The organism is Pseudoalteromonas sp. SaAl2 (assembly GCF_052947895.1).
The window spans coordinates 3,279,071-3,295,432 of sequence record NZ_CM129605.1; the positions used below are offsets into that span (position 1 = coordinate 3,279,071).

Below are 16,362 nucleotides of genomic sequence, written 5' to 3' on the forward strand. Positions count from 1 at the left end.
ACTAAGCAATGGCGGCTAACAATAACATCAGTGTCACTATAGCTCAGTATTAGCACTTTGAAACTGTGACATATTGTCGCAGCTGATATATTTTCATATTACGTATTATTGATTCGCGTTAAAGTGCCTCAGCTGGTAATTTAGCTTTACCTTGAACACGCTGAGTTTATTATGGTCTGGATATTTTTCACTTTTTTAGCCGCTTTTATGCAGGCATGGCGTAATGCGCTACAAAGTAAGCTCAGTACAGATATGAGCCTTGCAGGTGTTACCCTCTCTCGATTCATAGTTGCCAGCCCCATAGCGGCGATTTACCTTTATTCTTTGTATCAATATCAACCGACGTCTTTACCTACTTTCAATAGTGCTTTTTGGCTTTTCATTGTTGGGGCTAGCCTTATGCAGATAGTTGCTACTGGGCTAATGGTTAAACTCTTTAAGATGAATAATTATGCTGTAGGCGCAGGTCTCGCTAAAAGCGAGGCACTCGTGGCAGCTATCTTAGGGGTGTTATTTTTCGGCTCAACACTGAGTTTACTTGGTTGGCTTGGTGTATTTATCGGTGCAATAGCCGTGCTATTACTTAGTGGCATTGCCAAGGTTAAACAGTTTAACTTAACTACCGCATTAATTGGTTTAGCGTGCGGTAGCTGCTTTGCTTTGACATCTTTATGGGTGCGTGAAGCCAGCTTAAATTCAGGCTTACTGTTTCCACATTCGGCAGCATGGGTATTACTGTTTGTCATTGGTCTGCAAAGCTTGATATTACTCGTTTACCTACTAATTAAAGAGCCGCAAACAATTAAACAGATGTGGCATTACAAAAAAATGGTTTTCTTAGTCAGCTTTTTTAGCTGTATTGGTTCAATTGGTTGGTTTAGTGCGATGAGCTTACAACATGTCGCCTATGTTAAAACCTTAGGGCAAGTGGAAGTGTTTTTTACCATCTTGATCTCAGTGTTGTGGCTCAAGCAACCATTAAAACGCCAAGACAGCGCAGGGCTGCTATTGATTGCCATAGCTGCGGTGTTAGTGATGTTACCCTCAACGTAAAAAAGCGGCCTACAATAGGGCCGCCTTATAATGTTTAAATTCTGCTGTTAATGACTAATTTTTAAGGTGATCACGCCGCTGATAATCATCAATACACCCGCAATACGGCCGAATGTCGCGGCATCGTTATAAAATAAAATACCGACTAGGAATGTCCCTGCTGCACCTATACCAGTCCATACCGCATAGGAGGTCCCCATCGAAATATCACGTTGCGCTAGCCATAACATAAAGCCACTGGCGACCATAAACGCCACCGCAATCGCAATTCCTAGCCAACGGTTTTCACCCTCTTGCGACATCTTTAACCCTACTGGCCAGCCAATTTCCAGCAAGCCAGCAATAATTAAGTAAATCCACGCCATTAATTTTCTCTCTTTTTCAATATTACATCGTACAGATCTTCACGACGATCTTTTAAGTTACGCACCGTACCTTCACTATGAAGGATTTTCAGCTTATCCATATCTAAATCACTAAATAATAACATTTCAGTATTGGGGGTTGCTTCATTAAGCGTAGCATCATGAGGGAACGAAAAATCAGACGGTGTTAATACCGCTGATTGTGAATATTGCACATCAAGGCTTTCGACTTCAGGTAAATTACCCACAGAGCCGGCTATAACCACATAACATTCGTTTTCAATGGCACGAGCTTGCGCGCAGTGGCGTACCCGTAAATAGCTATTTTTGGTGTCAGTCCAAAAGGGTACGAATAGAATATCGAGTCCTTGTTTTGCCAAAATACGTGACAACTCAGGAAATTCAACATCGTAGCAAATTTGGATACCAACACGGCCTGCATCAGTATCAAATACCGCAATTTTATCGCCGCCTTGAATCACCCAGTCATTTTGCTCATGCGGGGTAATATGGATTTTACGTTGCTCATCAATTTTACCACTGCGATGACATAAGTAACTGACATTATATATTTTATCACCTTCGGCCAACGGCATCGAGCCAGTGATAATATTTGCATTATATTCAATGGCCATACGTGACATCGCATCACGAAAGGTTTCTGTATATTCGGCTAAGTAACGAATTGCTTCGGTTTGATTACTTTGTTCCGTCAGGCCCATTAAAGGTGCATTAAAAAATTCTGGGAAAAGAATAAAATCACTTTTGTAATCAGAGACCGTATCAACAAAGTATTCGACTTGTTTTAGCAGTTCATCAACCGACTCTACACACCGCATTTGCCATTGTACTGCGCCAACGCGCACAATCGATTTAGTGGATTCAAGCACCGTGTCTGTCGGCTCAAACATAATATTATTCCACTCAAGTAAGGTGGCATAACCTACAGATTCTTGATCTTCTGGCAGGTACTTTTTGAGTAACCGCTTTACTTGAAAGTCATTCGATAACTGGAAACTCAAAATAGGATCATACAGCTCTTTATGATCAACCTTTTCGATGTACTGCGTCGGTGTCATCTCACTGCTGTAATTGTAATAACACGGAATACGCCCCCCAGCTAAAATGGCACGTAAATTATACTGGCGACATAGCTCTTTACGCGCATCGTAAAGCCTACGCCCTAAGCGCATACCACGGTGGGTAGACGAAATAACCACATCCAAGCCATATAGAGCATCCCCTTCTGGATCACTAAATACGCGATCATGGCCATCTACAATATCTTCATAAGTATGGGGGTTTGAAAAACGCCCGTAGTCAACTTGCACACTCAACGCAATACCGACCAAGACTCCGTCGTCAACCATACCTAATTGACCTTCAGGAAATTGATCAATTAATCTAAAAATAGTGTGAGTTGGCCATGCTCCCCCAAATCGGGATAGGCTTGATCCATTAAGGTCTTAATTTGTGGGTACTGCTCTTTGGTTAAGTTACAAATTTCTAAATGGGTTTTTTCTGCCGACATACACAACTCCTTGAGGTGCAAGACATAGTTATTTTGCTTACCTGTCATTTAAACAGCTTATACCTACAAGGTATAATTATTTATTTTCTTATTGATAAAATAGTGTAATTGAAAGGTCCTGAATAGCCGCTTATAAAAACACAGCCACTGCCCCTAGAACATAAAACAATGGCCGTCATTATATAAGCACTGCGAATCAATTTAATATCCTCAGAATTCACGCAACTGAGGCTGAATAACAATTTGGTGATTGATAGCTTGTGGTAACAAAGGTGTTAACTTCGCTTCAATGTAATCATTAAAGCCAGCTCTATAAAACGGGGAAAGCGGATGACCTGATTGCCCACCTGGTATAGCCATTACTGCGTTCTCTAAGTGACCCGGTTGCGCTATAAAGCGCTGTGAAGCCCCAAAACTAGGACCTTGCACTGCTGGCATAAAACTATCACCAAAACCGGGAGCTTTAGGCATATTTAATAACTTACTTAATTGAGGGATCTGCTGGGCAAAAGGATGTTCAATGGCAAGCTCATTAACTACTCCCCAGCGCCAGTTTTGCATATTACTACCAAATTTATTGGTTAAATTTGCTATCGTTTTTGTAAACGCACCTGCTAATTGCTCATCCCAACTAGTATAATCAGGACTCAACCAGCTTGTTGGTTGTTGCTTAATTAACTGCCAAACAGCCGGTTCTAAATCTCGTTTTATATACCTAAGGGAGCCAGCTTCTTGCTTAAGCCGGGTTTGCAATGGGCTAAATACTATATTAATGATTTCATCACGAAAGCCCCTTACCAAAGTATAGCCAATTGAATCTGGGCATGCACAAGCTTGCCAATCATTAAGAAGCGTTATGTATTGCTGATTAGTATCTGCTTGTTTACTTAATTGGCTTAATAACAAAGTGTACCAAGATTTTAAAAAGCGCGCTTCGTTATCGTGTTGAAGCGTATTAAAATCAGCTTCATCAAAGTGATTTTGTGCAAATAACCTATCTCGTATTTGCGCTGAACGCGCTCCCATTGCATAACCACCGTTGCCAAATCGTAGATCATCCGCAACCGATACAACACGTGAATTCCCTGTCCATAAGCGCGCATCAGTAGGGTTTTTAACACTTGGTCTAGCTGACTCATTTTGCTGCCATAATGAGGAATAATCAGCTTCACTAACAGCCAACTCACTCGGCTTTTTACGCGCAGGAATAGCTCCCATATGCTTCCAGGCAGCACTCCCCTGACTATCAACAACCATTAAGTTTTGCACAGGAATACCGACGTCACTGGCAAGTGCAAGGGCATCATCTACCGTTTTAGCTTGCTCTAATTGCAGCAAGTTCATATCCACTGCATAAGGCATATGAGCAACCCAGCTAAGGGCAAACTGCTTACCATTTATGTCCCGTACAGGGCCATATTCACTCATAGTCAGTAAATATGGCTCAAAGCGCCCATCAGGTAGGGCTATTTGCTCAGTTACTTGCCACGTTTTACTGCTGCTCGTTAAAGTAACCCAATCAGCGGTATCTAAATAACCATTAGTGAATCCCCAAGCAACATTATTATTAGTCCCAACAACAATGGCTGGCGCGCCAGGAAGAGATACCCCGGTTACCTGATAAGCATGACCGGCATGCTGATAATTAAGCTGCGCACGATACCAAATAACGGGAACGCCCATCGACAAGTGCATATCATCGGATAGTAATGCAGCATCATTAGCGGTTAACTGATTAGTGACTGCCCAGTTATTACTTCCTCGCTCTTGGTTGGCCTCAATACGATGATAAACATAACTATGTTGAGTAGGTAGCTCTGGTATACCCTGCTCATACGCTGGTAGTTGGCTGCCATCAAGTGGAGCCTGATATGGGCTGGGTTGTGTTATAAACTTCACCATATCAATACCATAAATATCAGCAATTTGAATGAGCGCTTGATCTCGCTCAAAAGTGGCCGTTTGTAAGTCCAAGTACATACTGTATATAACCAATAAGCTATCTTCGCTACGCCAAGGCTTTTGCTTTGCCCCTGTTAATAAGTATTCAAAGCTTGCAAACCCAACTTGTGCTAAGCCCTCATTTACTCCAGCGGCATAACTTTGCAATAAGGCTTGATCTTTTAATGGTAACTGCTCAACAATCGACACACTGCGCTTGCGTAGTTGATGAAAACGCATTTTTTTATCAAGCTCTAGCGCTGCCTCCCCGAATAATTCACTCAGCTCACCCGCAGCATTACGGCGCAATAAATCCATTTGGAAAAAACGATCTTGACCATGAGCAAAGCCTAACCCATAAGCAGCATCGTTACGATTACTTGCATTTATAACAGCTTGCCCTAGATTATCTCGCCCAAGCTGTACCTCGTTGGTTATTGCTTGGCTGCGCCCTTTACCATCAATAGCTGGTAAGCTCAGTGACAAGATACCATAAACAATAGCTGTTGCCGCCAAACCTAAAATGAGTACACTTAAAACCAACCACTTGATGAGCCTTAGCATAACTAAATTCCTTAATTATTGAGTTTCTCCATAATACTCACAGATTTATGAAAAATTAATGTTATTTTGAATGAATCTTTTCATATAACCAAAAATGTTTATGCGTATTTTCAATATTATTGAAAACACTAATAAAATTCGATGAATATTGATATTTTTATTTCTAGTAGAGATTTTTAATTCCGCTAATAATTAGCTATAGTTGAAGTGCCTTATCTTAAAAGTACGTACGCCAATGCCATTGTCACCAACTAAAGACCACATGCAAATATCAAAATTTAAGCTGGCGTTTTGGTTATCTCTTTTATTTATATTAATCACCAGCGTAGTACTCGATAGAATTAACTATAATCGTGCTAAAGAAGCTCATCGCTTACTTATTTTGTCTGAAGTGAGTAATTATAGAGCGCAGCTTGAATCAACCTTGGTATCAAATATTCAACTTGTTCGTGGCCTTGGTGTAGCAGTAGCTGCAGAGCCAAACTTAGACCAACAACGTTTTACACAAATTGCAAAACCTTTATTCGCTACATCTTCTGAATTACGTAACATTGGTGCAGCACCCAACATGATTATTCGTATGACATATCCATTAAAGGGTAATGAAAAGGCTATTGGTCTTAATTTTTTAGAAAATGACAACCAGCGTGCTGACGCAATTCGAGCGCGAGATAGTAATGAAATAGTCATGGCAGGACCTCTCAAACTAATTCAAGGGGGAGAAGCTCTTATCGCCAGAGTGCCCGTTTATCTTACCAAAGACAACTCATTTTGGGGGCTACTATCAGTTGTTCTAGATATAGAGAAAATTTACGAAAACTCAGGCTTTAACCAATTAAAAAACAATTTTGATGTAGCTATTCAAGGACAAAATGGACTGGGAAGTAATGGCGACTTCTTCTTTGGTAATGCTGACATTCTGACACGTTCACCACTACAGTTAAATTTAACGTTTCAAGGCGGTGAGTGGGAAATATATGTGGCCCCCAAAGCTGGTTGGGCACCTCCGGCATCAACAGTTTGGCCTCTTAGGTTTGCGATTATTACTATTTTTGGACTACTGATTTGGGCATGTTTATTCTTTTTAAAAATGCTCAGTCGTCAGCAACAAAGTGAAAAAATGCTTACCACCATGAGTAGCTTAGCCAAAATTGGCGCTTGGTCTTTTAACCTTGATAGCCAACAAGTTTATTGGTCAGACACAACTAAAAAGATATTTAAATACCCTCTTGAACAGCAGCCTGATTGGCCAACTAATTTAAACTATTTTAAAGAGGGCGAGAGCCGAGACACGATCAAAGAGCTGGTAGAACGAGCAATTAAATTTGGCGAAAATTATGAAGCTGAAATTGAAATAGTCGACTCGGATGGCCAAGCAATATGGGCTTTAGTGCATGGTGAAGCAGAAATGCGTAATGGTCACTGCGTACGTATTTTTGGTTCCTTACAAAATATACACTCTCGTAAATGCAGTGAGCTTGAGAATAATAAAATTGCTCTACACAACGAGACATTAGCTTCGTTAACATCACATAAAGCAATTTTAACAGGTTATCTAAAGCAATCAAAAGACGTAATTACTCAAGCTATATGCCAAGCTTTAAAGGTTGAGCGAGCAAGTATTTGGCTATTTAATGACGATCGAGATACCTTGCAGCCATATGCTTATTACGGAAATTCTTTACCAGATGGAACAACTTTTAAGGCGTGGGAAAAGGATAAAATTAGCACCTTCTTTACTGCGATTGATAATCAGGCTGTGATCAGAGTTTCGAATGCATGCTCACATGAACTTACTGCCCCACTTTGCGACTCTTACCTCTCTTTATTAGACATTGAATCCATGTTAATTGTTACTATAGTAGGGGGAAGTGGAGCCATAGGTATTGTGTGTGCTGAGCAATGTTATAACTATCGAGACTGGTCTCGTAATGAAGAAAGCTTTTTAATTGCTGTTGCAGCCCTCATCGGCAGCTTACACTCAAGTGAACAGCGCATTGAAACGGAGCAACAGTTGGTTGCAGCAAAAAGAAGCCGCTGAGTATGCAGTAGCTGCAAAAGGTGAGTTTTTAGCGAGTATGAGCCATGAGATTCGCACACCAATGAACGGTGTATTAGGCATGCTTAATATTGTGCAACAAACACAACTCGATCCACAACAACTACACCACATTCAACTAGCGCAATCCTCTGGTCAGTCATTACTAAATATCATTAACGATATTTTAGACTTCTCAAAAATTGAAGCGGGTAAGCTGGATATTGAATATGTTGCTTTTAATTTACCTAAATTATTAGGGGAAGTTGTAGAATCTTTTGCTCTGAAAGCAGAAAAAAACAACACCAAACTCATTTTAGATGCAACTAGAATCAACATAAGTGAAATTAGCAGCGATCCAAATAGATTACGGCAGATTATTAATAATTTACTAGGTAATGCCGTGAAATTTACTGAAAATGGCGAAATAATTGTTATTGCTGACTTAAAAGACACCACTGATGGTACCTTCTTACATTGTTCAATCGTTGATACGGGGATTGGCATTAATACAGATAAACAAGCTGATTTATTTGACTCATTTACTCAAGCAGATACCTCAACTACCCGTCAATATGGTGGCACCGGACTAGGTTTAGCGATTGTTAAACAGCTATGTCATTTAATGAATGGTGAGGTCAACGTCACTAGTGTGCCAGAAGAAGGCAGCACGTTTACTTTCTCAATCAAAGTGAAGTCACTTCTAAATCAAGAAAATAGTTTGCCTAGCCATCTGATTAATGGCAAACACATATTAATTATAGATAGCTGCCCACTAAACAGTTCAATTGCATATAAGCAACTCACTGTATGGGGAGCGCAGCCGACTATAATTAGTGATTATAACGCACTAAGCGAGCACCTAGGCACAGTTTTAGATGTTATAGACGCGTTGATAGTTGACCATGACTACTTCTCAAACGTCAATAACGACGCCATAAATCAACTTAAGAATTACTTAAAAATCCACAAAGTAAAGCTAATATTAATGGCACCGATGAGCTTTTCTCAAGAAAATGCGAACTTACCAATAGAAGCTGACTGCATTATTTTCAAACCTTTAACCCCTTCAGATTTATTCGATTCACTGGCGAATGATAAGTTTGTAGAGCAACAGCAAAATAATATTCTCCCACTAGCGGCAATCAATTCATCTACTTCTAGTTCTTCAAATGTCACTAAAGTCCTATTAGTTGAAGATAATAAAGTTAACCAAGTCGTCGCCTCCGCCTTGCTAAAACAAGCTGGTATTTACTTTGATATTGCTCAGAATGGCTTAGAAGCAATTACACTGTTAAAAAACAATATTCAATCACCTTATAAGCTGTTATTAATGGATTGCCAGATGCCCGAAATGGATGGCTACCAAGCAACTCAAGCTATACGAATGGGAGAAGCCGGTGAAGAATACAGGAATGTTACCATAATAGCGCTTACTGCAAACGCTATGCAGGGGGATAGAGACAAGTGCATAGCAGCAGGCATGAGTGACTACCTTACAAAGCCGCTAGACTTTAATGCTCTAAACCCCAAATTAGAGCATTGGCTTAGTCAATAAAAACAATAAGGAAAGATAATGGAATTAACAGCCATCCAGCAGCGTGTTATAGGCTGCCTATTAGAAAAACAAAGTACAACCCCTGAGCACTACCCACTGTCTTTAAACAGCCTTGTAAATGCGTGCAACCAAAAATCTAACAGGGAACCTGTGCTTTGTTTAACACAAAACCAAGTGCAGAACACCTTAGACGAACTTGAAGCACGACGCCTCGTTACCAAAGATGAGGGCTTATCAGGGCGTGTGAGTAAATATGCACACAGGTTTTGTAATACTGAATTTGGCAGCCTCAAGTTTACTGAGCAAGAGCGTGCAATTATATGCTTAATGTTATTACGTGGAGCACAAACACCGGGAGAATTGAGGACCCGGAGTAATCGCCTTGCCGATTTTTCTAATGTCGCTGAAGTGGAAGCCGCTCTTAATGCGCTTATCTCGCAAGAATATATAATCAAACACCCGCGAGAAGCAGGTAAAAGAGAAAGCCGTTACAGTCATTTATTCACTGATTCACCAAACGTTGAGTATGCTGTGTCAGACGAGCCTGAGCCAACACAATTAAAAACGCAAGAAATGGACGAATTACTTGCTGAAATAGACACGTTGAAAACTGAATTACAAAAAATTAAGCAACATTTAGGGCTTTAAATTAAGCGCTATGAATAACATAATATACTCAACCCCCTTAAATAATCAGGAGCTATTAATGCGTGCCAACATCGTGGCAGAAATGAAAGTTCAGCCAAATATAGATATAAGTAATGAAATTAACCGCCGTGTTAGTTTTATCAAAAATCGCCTTGTTGCGGCACATTCTCGCTCATTGGTATTAGGGATTAGCGGCGGCGTTGACTCGTCAACCTGTGGCCGTTTGTGCCAACTTGCTGTTAACCAGTTAAATGAAGAGCAAAATACTGATAAATACCAATTTATCGCTGTACGCTTACCTTATGGAATACAAGCCGATGAAGACGAAGCCCAACTAGCCGTTGATTTTATTCAACCGAGTAAGCGCTTAACCGTCAATATCAAACCCGCGGCAGATGGGATGCATGAACAGGCTCTCGCGGCGATTGTAGGCTGTGGTGAAACCGTGCCAGAACAAGCCCAAGTCGACTTTATTAAAGGTAATGTTAAAGCGCGTCAGCGCATGATAGCGCAATATGAGATCGCCGGTTTTACTCAAGGCTTAGTGGTTGGCACTGATCACAGCGCTGAAAACATTACGGGTTTTTATACCAAGTTTGGTGATGGAGCTTGCGATTTAGCACCACTATTTGGTTTATCAAAACGTCAAGTTAGAGCGCTAGCTAAGGAGCTAGGTGCTCCAGAGCTACTGGTAACTAAAGCGCCAACTGCTGACTTAGAATGCGACCGCCCAGGCTTAACTGATGAAGAAGCGCTAGGTCTTAGCTATGAGCAAATAGATGATTTTTTAGAAGGCAAGCCAGTGACCGATGAAGTAAGTGATAAACTTATTGCTATATACCTACGTACTCAGCACAAACGCCAAGCCATTCCAACTGTTTATGACGAAGAGTAGTTGTGAGTTAATTCGTATAAAGTAAACACCACCTCAATGGCAATTAATAGCAATAAAAACGCAATTAATTGCCCACTTTTCATTTTTGCACATAAATATGCACCAAGCGGTGCCCCCACAACAACAACAGGTATTGCGGCAAGTAAATAAGCTTCGATTTGCTGGCTAATCACATCTAGAAAGTAGTAATTAATTACACTTGAAACCACCGAAGTGAGCGCCATTATTAATACTGATGTTGCCGTCGCCTTTTGAATATTGGCATTGCAAGCAATAATTAATAAAGCAAAAATTGCGATATCAGCACCAGAGCCAACAAGTCCCGACGCTAAACCGCCAACAAAGGCAACAACAGCGAGCGAGACATAATCAACGCAGATAGCTGTCTCACTACAGACATACTGACGCCTGTGATATAAGCGCCATAACAACGTTAATGCAAAGCACAGTAATAAGCAGCTAAACACTCCTTTAACAACTAACCTTGGCAAATACTCGGCAATAAACAACAAGCTTATACTTGAACCCACTATAGCAATAGGAGCGGCTACCAACACTACATTGCGATAAAACTTAATTCCAGTAAAAATGATAGTTATCGCGGCGGCGCTCATGCCAAAGCTTTGAATAGCTAAAGAGAATACCTTAGCTGTTGCGGGGTCAATGACGAGTAACTTGGTCATTACGGGAAAAGCGACCGCTCCACCACCCAACGCCGTGCCACCTGCAACAAATGAGCCTGCGGCCATAGTCACAGCGATACTTATTTGTGCAATGAAATTACTTAATAGCTCAGAGAAGCCTTGATTGATCAATAAGCCACTGTAAATAATTACAATAAAGATTGCTGGTAATAGCCAGGGCTTGATTTTTAAAACATGTGTAAACAAGGGAATGAACCAACTCTATCTAGACTACACTCCTATTATGCTGTTAAAAAAATCATCAGCAAAGTGATAATAATTAATACATTGATCGAATAAATAGATTAATCCGTAAAAACACATAATAACCCTACAACACTGAGGGTGAAATAATACTGTAAATTAGTTTATAGTAACGCAAGTTAATACATAGCGTTTAACAGAGAACAACCATATTTATGACATCTCCCATATTAATTACGGGTGCCGGCCAGCGAATTGGGCTAGCACTAGCACAGCATTTGCTCACTCAAGGGCAAAAAATCATTATTACCTATCGCACCCGCCACAAATCTATAGATGAATTAGCAGCAAAAGGCGCGACCTGTATTGCCGCTGATTTTAATAGTGATGAAGCTATTAATGAATTTATAACGACGCTGAAAAGCCATACTCAGTCACTAAAAGCAATTATTCATAACGCATCTAGCTGGGACTGCGAAGCGAATAACCCTGATAGAGCTGACTTGTTCGACAATATGATGCGCATACATGCTAAAACACCTTACTTAATTAATTTAAATTGTGCTGAGCTTTTATTAGCGCATCAAAACAATGAACATACCCCAGCTGATATTATTCATCTAACTGACTATGTTGTTGAAACAGGTAGCCCAAAACATCTCGCCTATGCAGCAAGTAAAGCTGCACTGGATAACCTAACAAAATCTTTTTTCTGCTAAGTTTGCACCGCAAATTAAAGTTAACTCCATTGCCCCCTCACTGATTATATTTAATCAGGACGACGATGAAGCTTATCGCAAAAAAACGCTAAAAAAATCTCTGATGGGTATTGAGCCAGGTTGCCAAGAAATTATAAACAGCGTCGAACTATTACTAAATAGCCACTACATCACTGGGCGGTCAATTCCAGTGGATGGTGGTAGACATTTAAAATAACGTATTTAAAAATTGAGAACTTTATGCACAATGAATTAAAAAATAGCTACCAAGAAATAATCAGTGCTGTGGGTGAAGATCCGCAACGCGAAGGCTTACTTGATACACCAAAACGCGCAGCTAAAGCGATGGAGTATTTAACCAAAGGCTATCGCGAAACACTCGATGAAATTACCAATAATGCAGTATTCACATCAGATGCAGATGATATGGTCTTGATCCAAGATATTGAGCTTTATTCAATGTGTGAGCACCATCTATTGCCTTTTGTTGGACGTTGCCACATTGCCTATATTCCAAATGGTAAAGTATTAGGCTTATCTAAGTTTGCACGTATTGTAGATATGTACGCACGACGTTTTCAAATTCAAGAACAATTAACCCATCAAATAGCCAAAGCTGTTGAGGAAGTTACGGGCGCGAAAGGTGTTGGCGTTATAGTGGAAGCAAAACACATGTGTATGATGATGCGCGGTGTTGAAAAGCAAAACTCAAGCATGCGTACATCGGTTATGCTAGGTAACTTTAGGGCTGATCCTAAAACCCGCAATGAGTTTTTACAATTGATAAAAGGTTAAGCTATGGCCAATGCGATCATTAATGTCACTAACTTGCGGCTGCGAACTTTTATTGGTTTTAATCCCGAAGAGCGTGAAAAAAGCAAGATGTCGTGATTAATCTAGAAATCCATTACCCTGCTGAGCAAGCGTGTGAAACCGATGAGGTTGATCAAGCTTTAAACTACAAAGTGATCACCAAAGAGGTGATAAACATAGTAGAAAACGGGCATTTTTTGCTTTTAGAAAAGCTCGTGGCAGAGATTTTAGCAGCTTGTCATAGTCACAACAGCGTACATTATGCAAAAGCACGTGTAGATAAACCACATGCGTTACGCTTCGCTGATTCAGTGTCCCTCACACTCGATTGGGTGAAGCCTTAAATCACTTTATCTAAGCCTACGGCAAAGGCCAGCACCATCAAATAGCGTGCCCCTTTGCCAAGTGCGACCAAGCATATAAATGTCCACCAACGAACCTTAAAAATCCCCCCAACAACAGTGAGCGGATCACCTACTATGGGTAGCCACGCAAACAATAAACTATACACACCGTATTTTTCAAAACGCACTTGGGCTTTGTCTATATTTGTTTGCGAAACCGGAAACCATTTACGATCTTTAAACCGCATTACTTGCGTACCTAGCCAGTAATTAATACAACTGCCTAAAACATTACCCACAGTGGCTGCCAACCACAATAGCCAAAGCAGGTAGTCTCCCTGCGTTATCATGGCCATTAACACAACCTCTGAAGAACTAGGTAATAAGGTTGCCGAGATGAATGCCGTTAAAAATAAGCTTAAATACGCCATATTGCTCTATTGGTTAAGCAAATAAAAACCCAGCAATGTTGCTGGGTTCTTATAATTAATTTGATAAATTATTTTATCAAATTTAACGTAATTGGGTAGTTAAACTCTTTACCGTCATTAGCTTTTATAGCTCCAACCACAACCATAATGAATGAAAATACAGCTACGATAGGGAGTAAAATAACGCCGATCACAACAAACATTAAACAACTGCAATAATTTATACTACAAAATGTGCTCTGGTAGCGCTGTGATAAAAAAGTGATAACTTTGTGAGAGTTTCTTGAGGTGGTTATTCAATACTTAGCCTGAATCATCACTTACAGGAAATAATAATGAAAGCTTCAACATTTACAGTTGCAACCCTTTTAGCAGTGGCTAGCCAATCAACACTGGCAGCAGAGCTAGAAGTAGAAATTACTAACCTTACTAAAGGCCTTTACTTTACACCGGTACTAATAACAGCACATGACAGTGAAGATAAGTTATTTGAAGTAGCAGCCGAAGCCTCTGCTGCACTGCAAGCAATGGCTGAAGGCGGCGATATATCAGCGCTTGTTACTCAAGCGTCAGCATCGAGCAGCGATATTGCGGAAAACCCAGCGGCAGGTCTTTTAGCACCAGCAGCATCTGCAACAGCAGAGTTTACAACTACCGATGGTAACGAATATCTATCTGTAACGGCTATGTTACTGCCAACCAATGATGGGTTTGTAGGCCTAGATAGCTGGAAAGTCCCAACAGAAGCAGGCACCTATACTGTTTATCTAAATGGTTATGATGCAGGTACAGAAGCAAATAACGAGCTTGTAGTAGAGGGCTCGGGTGCACCAGGTGTATTAGGTATCCCTGCAGCGCCGGGCGGCCAAGCAGGCACTAACGGTACAGGTATTTCTATTGGCGATACTAATACCATGGTACACATTCACCCGGGTGCTCTAGGCGATGACGACCTAGAAGGTGGAAATAGTGATTTAAATAACACGGTACACAGATGGTTGAACCCTGTTGCAAAATTAACTGTGACGGTTAAATAGGAGAGTTAATGATGTCATCTCTTTCTAATTTTAAGAAAAGCGCCCTTATTTTAATGTTAGCCAGCTCGCTAGCCGCATGCGGTGATAACGATAATAATGACCCCATTGAAGATCAAGAACCTGTGGTGGTGGTTGAACCTGAACCTGAACCTGTTGTTTATGAGTTTACTATCACTTTTAGTAACTTAACAGCTGGTCAACCGCTATCACCATTATCTGTAATTGCATTTGATGAAACCTCACCATGGAAATTTGGTGAGACAGCTTCTGCTGGTTTAGAAATGATTGCAGAAAGCGGCGCTAATGAAGAGTACCTTAGCGACGAAAATGCACTTGCTTCAGTCTCGGCTGAAGGCGGTATTGGCCCTGGCGAAACAACCTCTGTAACTCTCTTAGTTGATGCACAAGATGTTCTTAATTTATCTTTTGCTGCAATGCTTGGGAATACAAATGACGCTTTTACCGGTCTTAGTTCTGTAGATGTATCAACACTGGAAGTAGGCAGTTCAATATCAAGAACAACGCCAGCTTACGATGCCGGTACGGAAGCGAATACAGAAACAGCTGACACTGTGCCGGGTCCCGCTGCTGGCGGCGAAGGGTTTAACGAAATACGCGACGATATTGCCGATATAATCACAATGCACTCAGGTGTTGTGTCTAACCAAGATGGCTTATCAACCTCAGCGCTAGGTGCTGTACAAAAGTTTGATAACCCAGTATCGAAAATCGTGATTACTCGTACACAGTAAAACAGCTTGTAATGGGGAAGTGAGGCGACACGGATGTCCCTTTTTTACGAGGTTAACCATGCGGCACGAAAAAATACTGATAGTAGAAGACGATAGAGAAATAGGGCAATTAATAACAACTCAACTTGCTTCGTTAAATTTGCATGTTGATCATGTTGTAAGCGCTGAACTCGCACTCAAAAAAATAGCAAAACAACCTTACGGGCTCATTTTACTGGATATAAACCTACCACAAATGGATGGCTTAAGCCTATGTCGTAAAATTAAAGAGCACTACCCTACCGTTTGCGTTATTTTACTTACTGCGCTCAGTAGCGATATGGACCGTGTAATTGGCCTTGAAATGGGTGCTGATGACTATATTTGCAAACCCTTTTTTGCTCGCGAATTACAAGCCCGAGTTAAAACACAATTACGCCATCGCTCACAGCTTCTAGCGATTCAAAATAACGAAAGCGACAGCCCGTGCAACGAACAAACGCTAAATATAGGCTCACTCAATATTGAATTTAGCTCACATCAAGTTTATTTAGACGAACAAGCACTTAACCTCACCGCCACTGAATTTGATTTACTTGTATATTTTGCCCGCCACCCAAACCATGTTTTTAGCCGTCAGCAATTGCTCGATAAAGTATGGGGGTATCAACACAGCGGATACGAGCATACCGTTAACTCACATATAAATAGGCTACGTGCCAAACTTGAGCTACACCATCAAGCGCCTATTATCGAAACCGTATGGGGTGTAGGCTATAAGCTTAACCCAAGCCAACTTGGGTAACT

At 40.8% G+C, this 16,362-nt stretch carries 11 protein-coding genes and 5 pseudogenes; 10 read left to right on the forward strand and 6 right to left on the reverse strand.

Translation table 11 applies throughout. The annotated features are described in order from the left end of the window. Nucleotides 1–171 precede the first annotated feature (171 nt). On the forward strand, nt 172–1,053 hold the full coding sequence (locus tag ACU8V8_RS15470) for a DMT family transporter (protein WP_446888092.1): 882 nt from the start codon (nt 172–174) through the stop codon (nt 1,051–1,053). Nucleotides 1,054–1,100: 47 nt separating this feature from the next. Here the strand turns inward: ACU8V8_RS15470 and ACU8V8_RS15475 are convergent, their stop codons facing one another. From ACU8V8_RS15475 to ACU8V8_RS15485, 3 genes and pseudogenes are all read right to left on the reverse strand, one after another. Continuing rightward, a complete protein-coding gene (locus tag ACU8V8_RS15475; protein ID WP_016709982.1) occupies nt 1,101–1,418 on the reverse strand; it encodes a DMT family transporter in 318 nt (105 codons plus the stop codon). Beyond that, nucleotides 1,418–2,949, reverse strand: a pseudogene (locus ACU8V8_RS15480) (GNAT family N-acetyltransferase). The gene ACU8V8_RS15475 and the pseudogene ACU8V8_RS15480 overlap by 1 nt, the downstream one beginning before the upstream one ends. Before the next feature lie 210 nt (nt 2,950–3,159). Further along, nucleotides 3,160–5,454 carry a penicillin acylase family protein gene (locus ACU8V8_RS15485; protein ID WP_446888093.1) on the reverse strand — a complete coding sequence of 765 codons (2,295 nt, stop codon included), beginning with the start codon at nt 5,452–5,454 and terminating at the stop codon, nt 3,160–3,162. Between the two features lie 235 nt (nt 5,455–5,689). Between ACU8V8_RS15485 and ACU8V8_RS15490 the strand changes: the two are divergent. The 3 genes and pseudogenes from ACU8V8_RS15490 to nadE all read left to right on the forward strand — a co-directional run bounded on the left by ACU8V8_RS15490 (nt 5,690) and on the right by nadE (nt 10,593). Then, a pseudogene (locus tag ACU8V8_RS15490) lies at nt 5,690–9,050 on the forward strand (ATP-binding protein). A gap of 18 nt (nt 9,051–9,068) precedes the next feature. Continuing rightward, nucleotides 9,069–9,698, forward strand: a complete 630-nt coding sequence (locus ACU8V8_RS15495; RefSeq protein ID WP_446888094.1) for a YceH family protein — start codon at nt 9,069–9,071, stop codon at nt 9,696–9,698. 58 nt (nt 9,699–9,756) lie between these two features. Beyond that, entirely contained in the window at nt 9,757–10,593 is an 837-nt protein-coding gene (gene nadE, locus ACU8V8_RS15500) for an ammonia-dependent NAD(+) synthetase (protein WP_446888095.1), read from the forward strand. Here nadE and ACU8V8_RS15505 read toward each other — a convergent pair. After that, nucleotides 10,578–11,483, reverse strand: coding sequence for a TSUP family transporter (locus ACU8V8_RS15505; protein ID WP_446888096.1), 906 nt, complete (start codon nt 11,481–11,483; stop codon nt 10,578–10,580). The genes nadE and ACU8V8_RS15505 overlap by 16 nt on opposite strands. A gap of 212 nt (nt 11,484–11,695) precedes the next feature. Here ACU8V8_RS15505 and folM point away from each other — a divergent pair. From folM to folX, 3 genes and pseudogenes are all read left to right on the forward strand, one after another. After that, a pseudogene (folM, locus tag ACU8V8_RS15510) lies at nt 11,696–12,416 on the forward strand (dihydromonapterin reductase). A gap of 23 nt (nt 12,417–12,439) precedes the next feature. After that, nucleotides 12,440–12,994, forward strand: coding sequence for a GTP cyclohydrolase I FolE (folE, locus tag ACU8V8_RS15515; RefSeq protein ID WP_087531235.1), 555 nt, complete (start codon nt 12,440–12,442; stop codon nt 12,992–12,994). A 3-nt stretch (nt 12,995–12,997) separates the two neighbouring features. Then, a pseudogene (gene folX, locus ACU8V8_RS15520) lies at nt 12,998–13,356 on the forward strand (dihydroneopterin triphosphate 2'-epimerase). Here the strand turns inward: folX and ACU8V8_RS15525 are convergent. Beyond that, entirely contained in the window at nt 13,353–13,787 is a 435-nt protein-coding gene (locus ACU8V8_RS15525) for a YqaA family protein (protein WP_446888097.1), read from the reverse strand. The pseudogene folX and the gene ACU8V8_RS15525 overlap by 4 nt on opposite strands. A gap of 68 nt (nt 13,788–13,855) precedes the next feature. Then, a pseudogene (locus ACU8V8_RS15530) lies at nt 13,856–14,002 on the reverse strand (DUF4870 domain-containing protein); the annotation flags it as partial. A 120-nt stretch (nt 14,003–14,122) separates the two neighbouring features. Here ACU8V8_RS15530 and ACU8V8_RS15535 point away from each other — a divergent pair. Genes ACU8V8_RS15535 through ACU8V8_RS15545 form a run of 3 tightly spaced genes read left to right on the forward strand, consistent with a single transcriptional unit; the run spans nt 14,123 to nt 16,360 of the window. After that, on the forward strand, nt 14,123–14,824 hold the full coding sequence (locus tag ACU8V8_RS15535) for a spondin domain-containing protein (protein WP_446888098.1): 702 nt from the start codon (nt 14,123–14,125) through the stop codon (nt 14,822–14,824). An 11-nt stretch (nt 14,825–14,835) separates the two neighbouring features. After that, nucleotides 14,836–15,576 (forward strand): spondin domain-containing protein, encoded by a 741-nt coding sequence (locus ACU8V8_RS15540; RefSeq protein WP_446889659.1) that lies wholly within the window; start codon nt 14,836–14,838, stop codon nt 15,574–15,576. A 58-nt stretch (nt 15,577–15,634) separates the two neighbouring features. Then, on the forward strand, nt 15,635–16,360 hold the full coding sequence (locus ACU8V8_RS15545) for a response regulator transcription factor (protein ID WP_446888099.1): 726 nt from the start codon (nt 15,635–15,637) through the stop codon (nt 16,358–16,360). Nucleotides 16,361–16,362 lie beyond the last annotated feature (2 nt).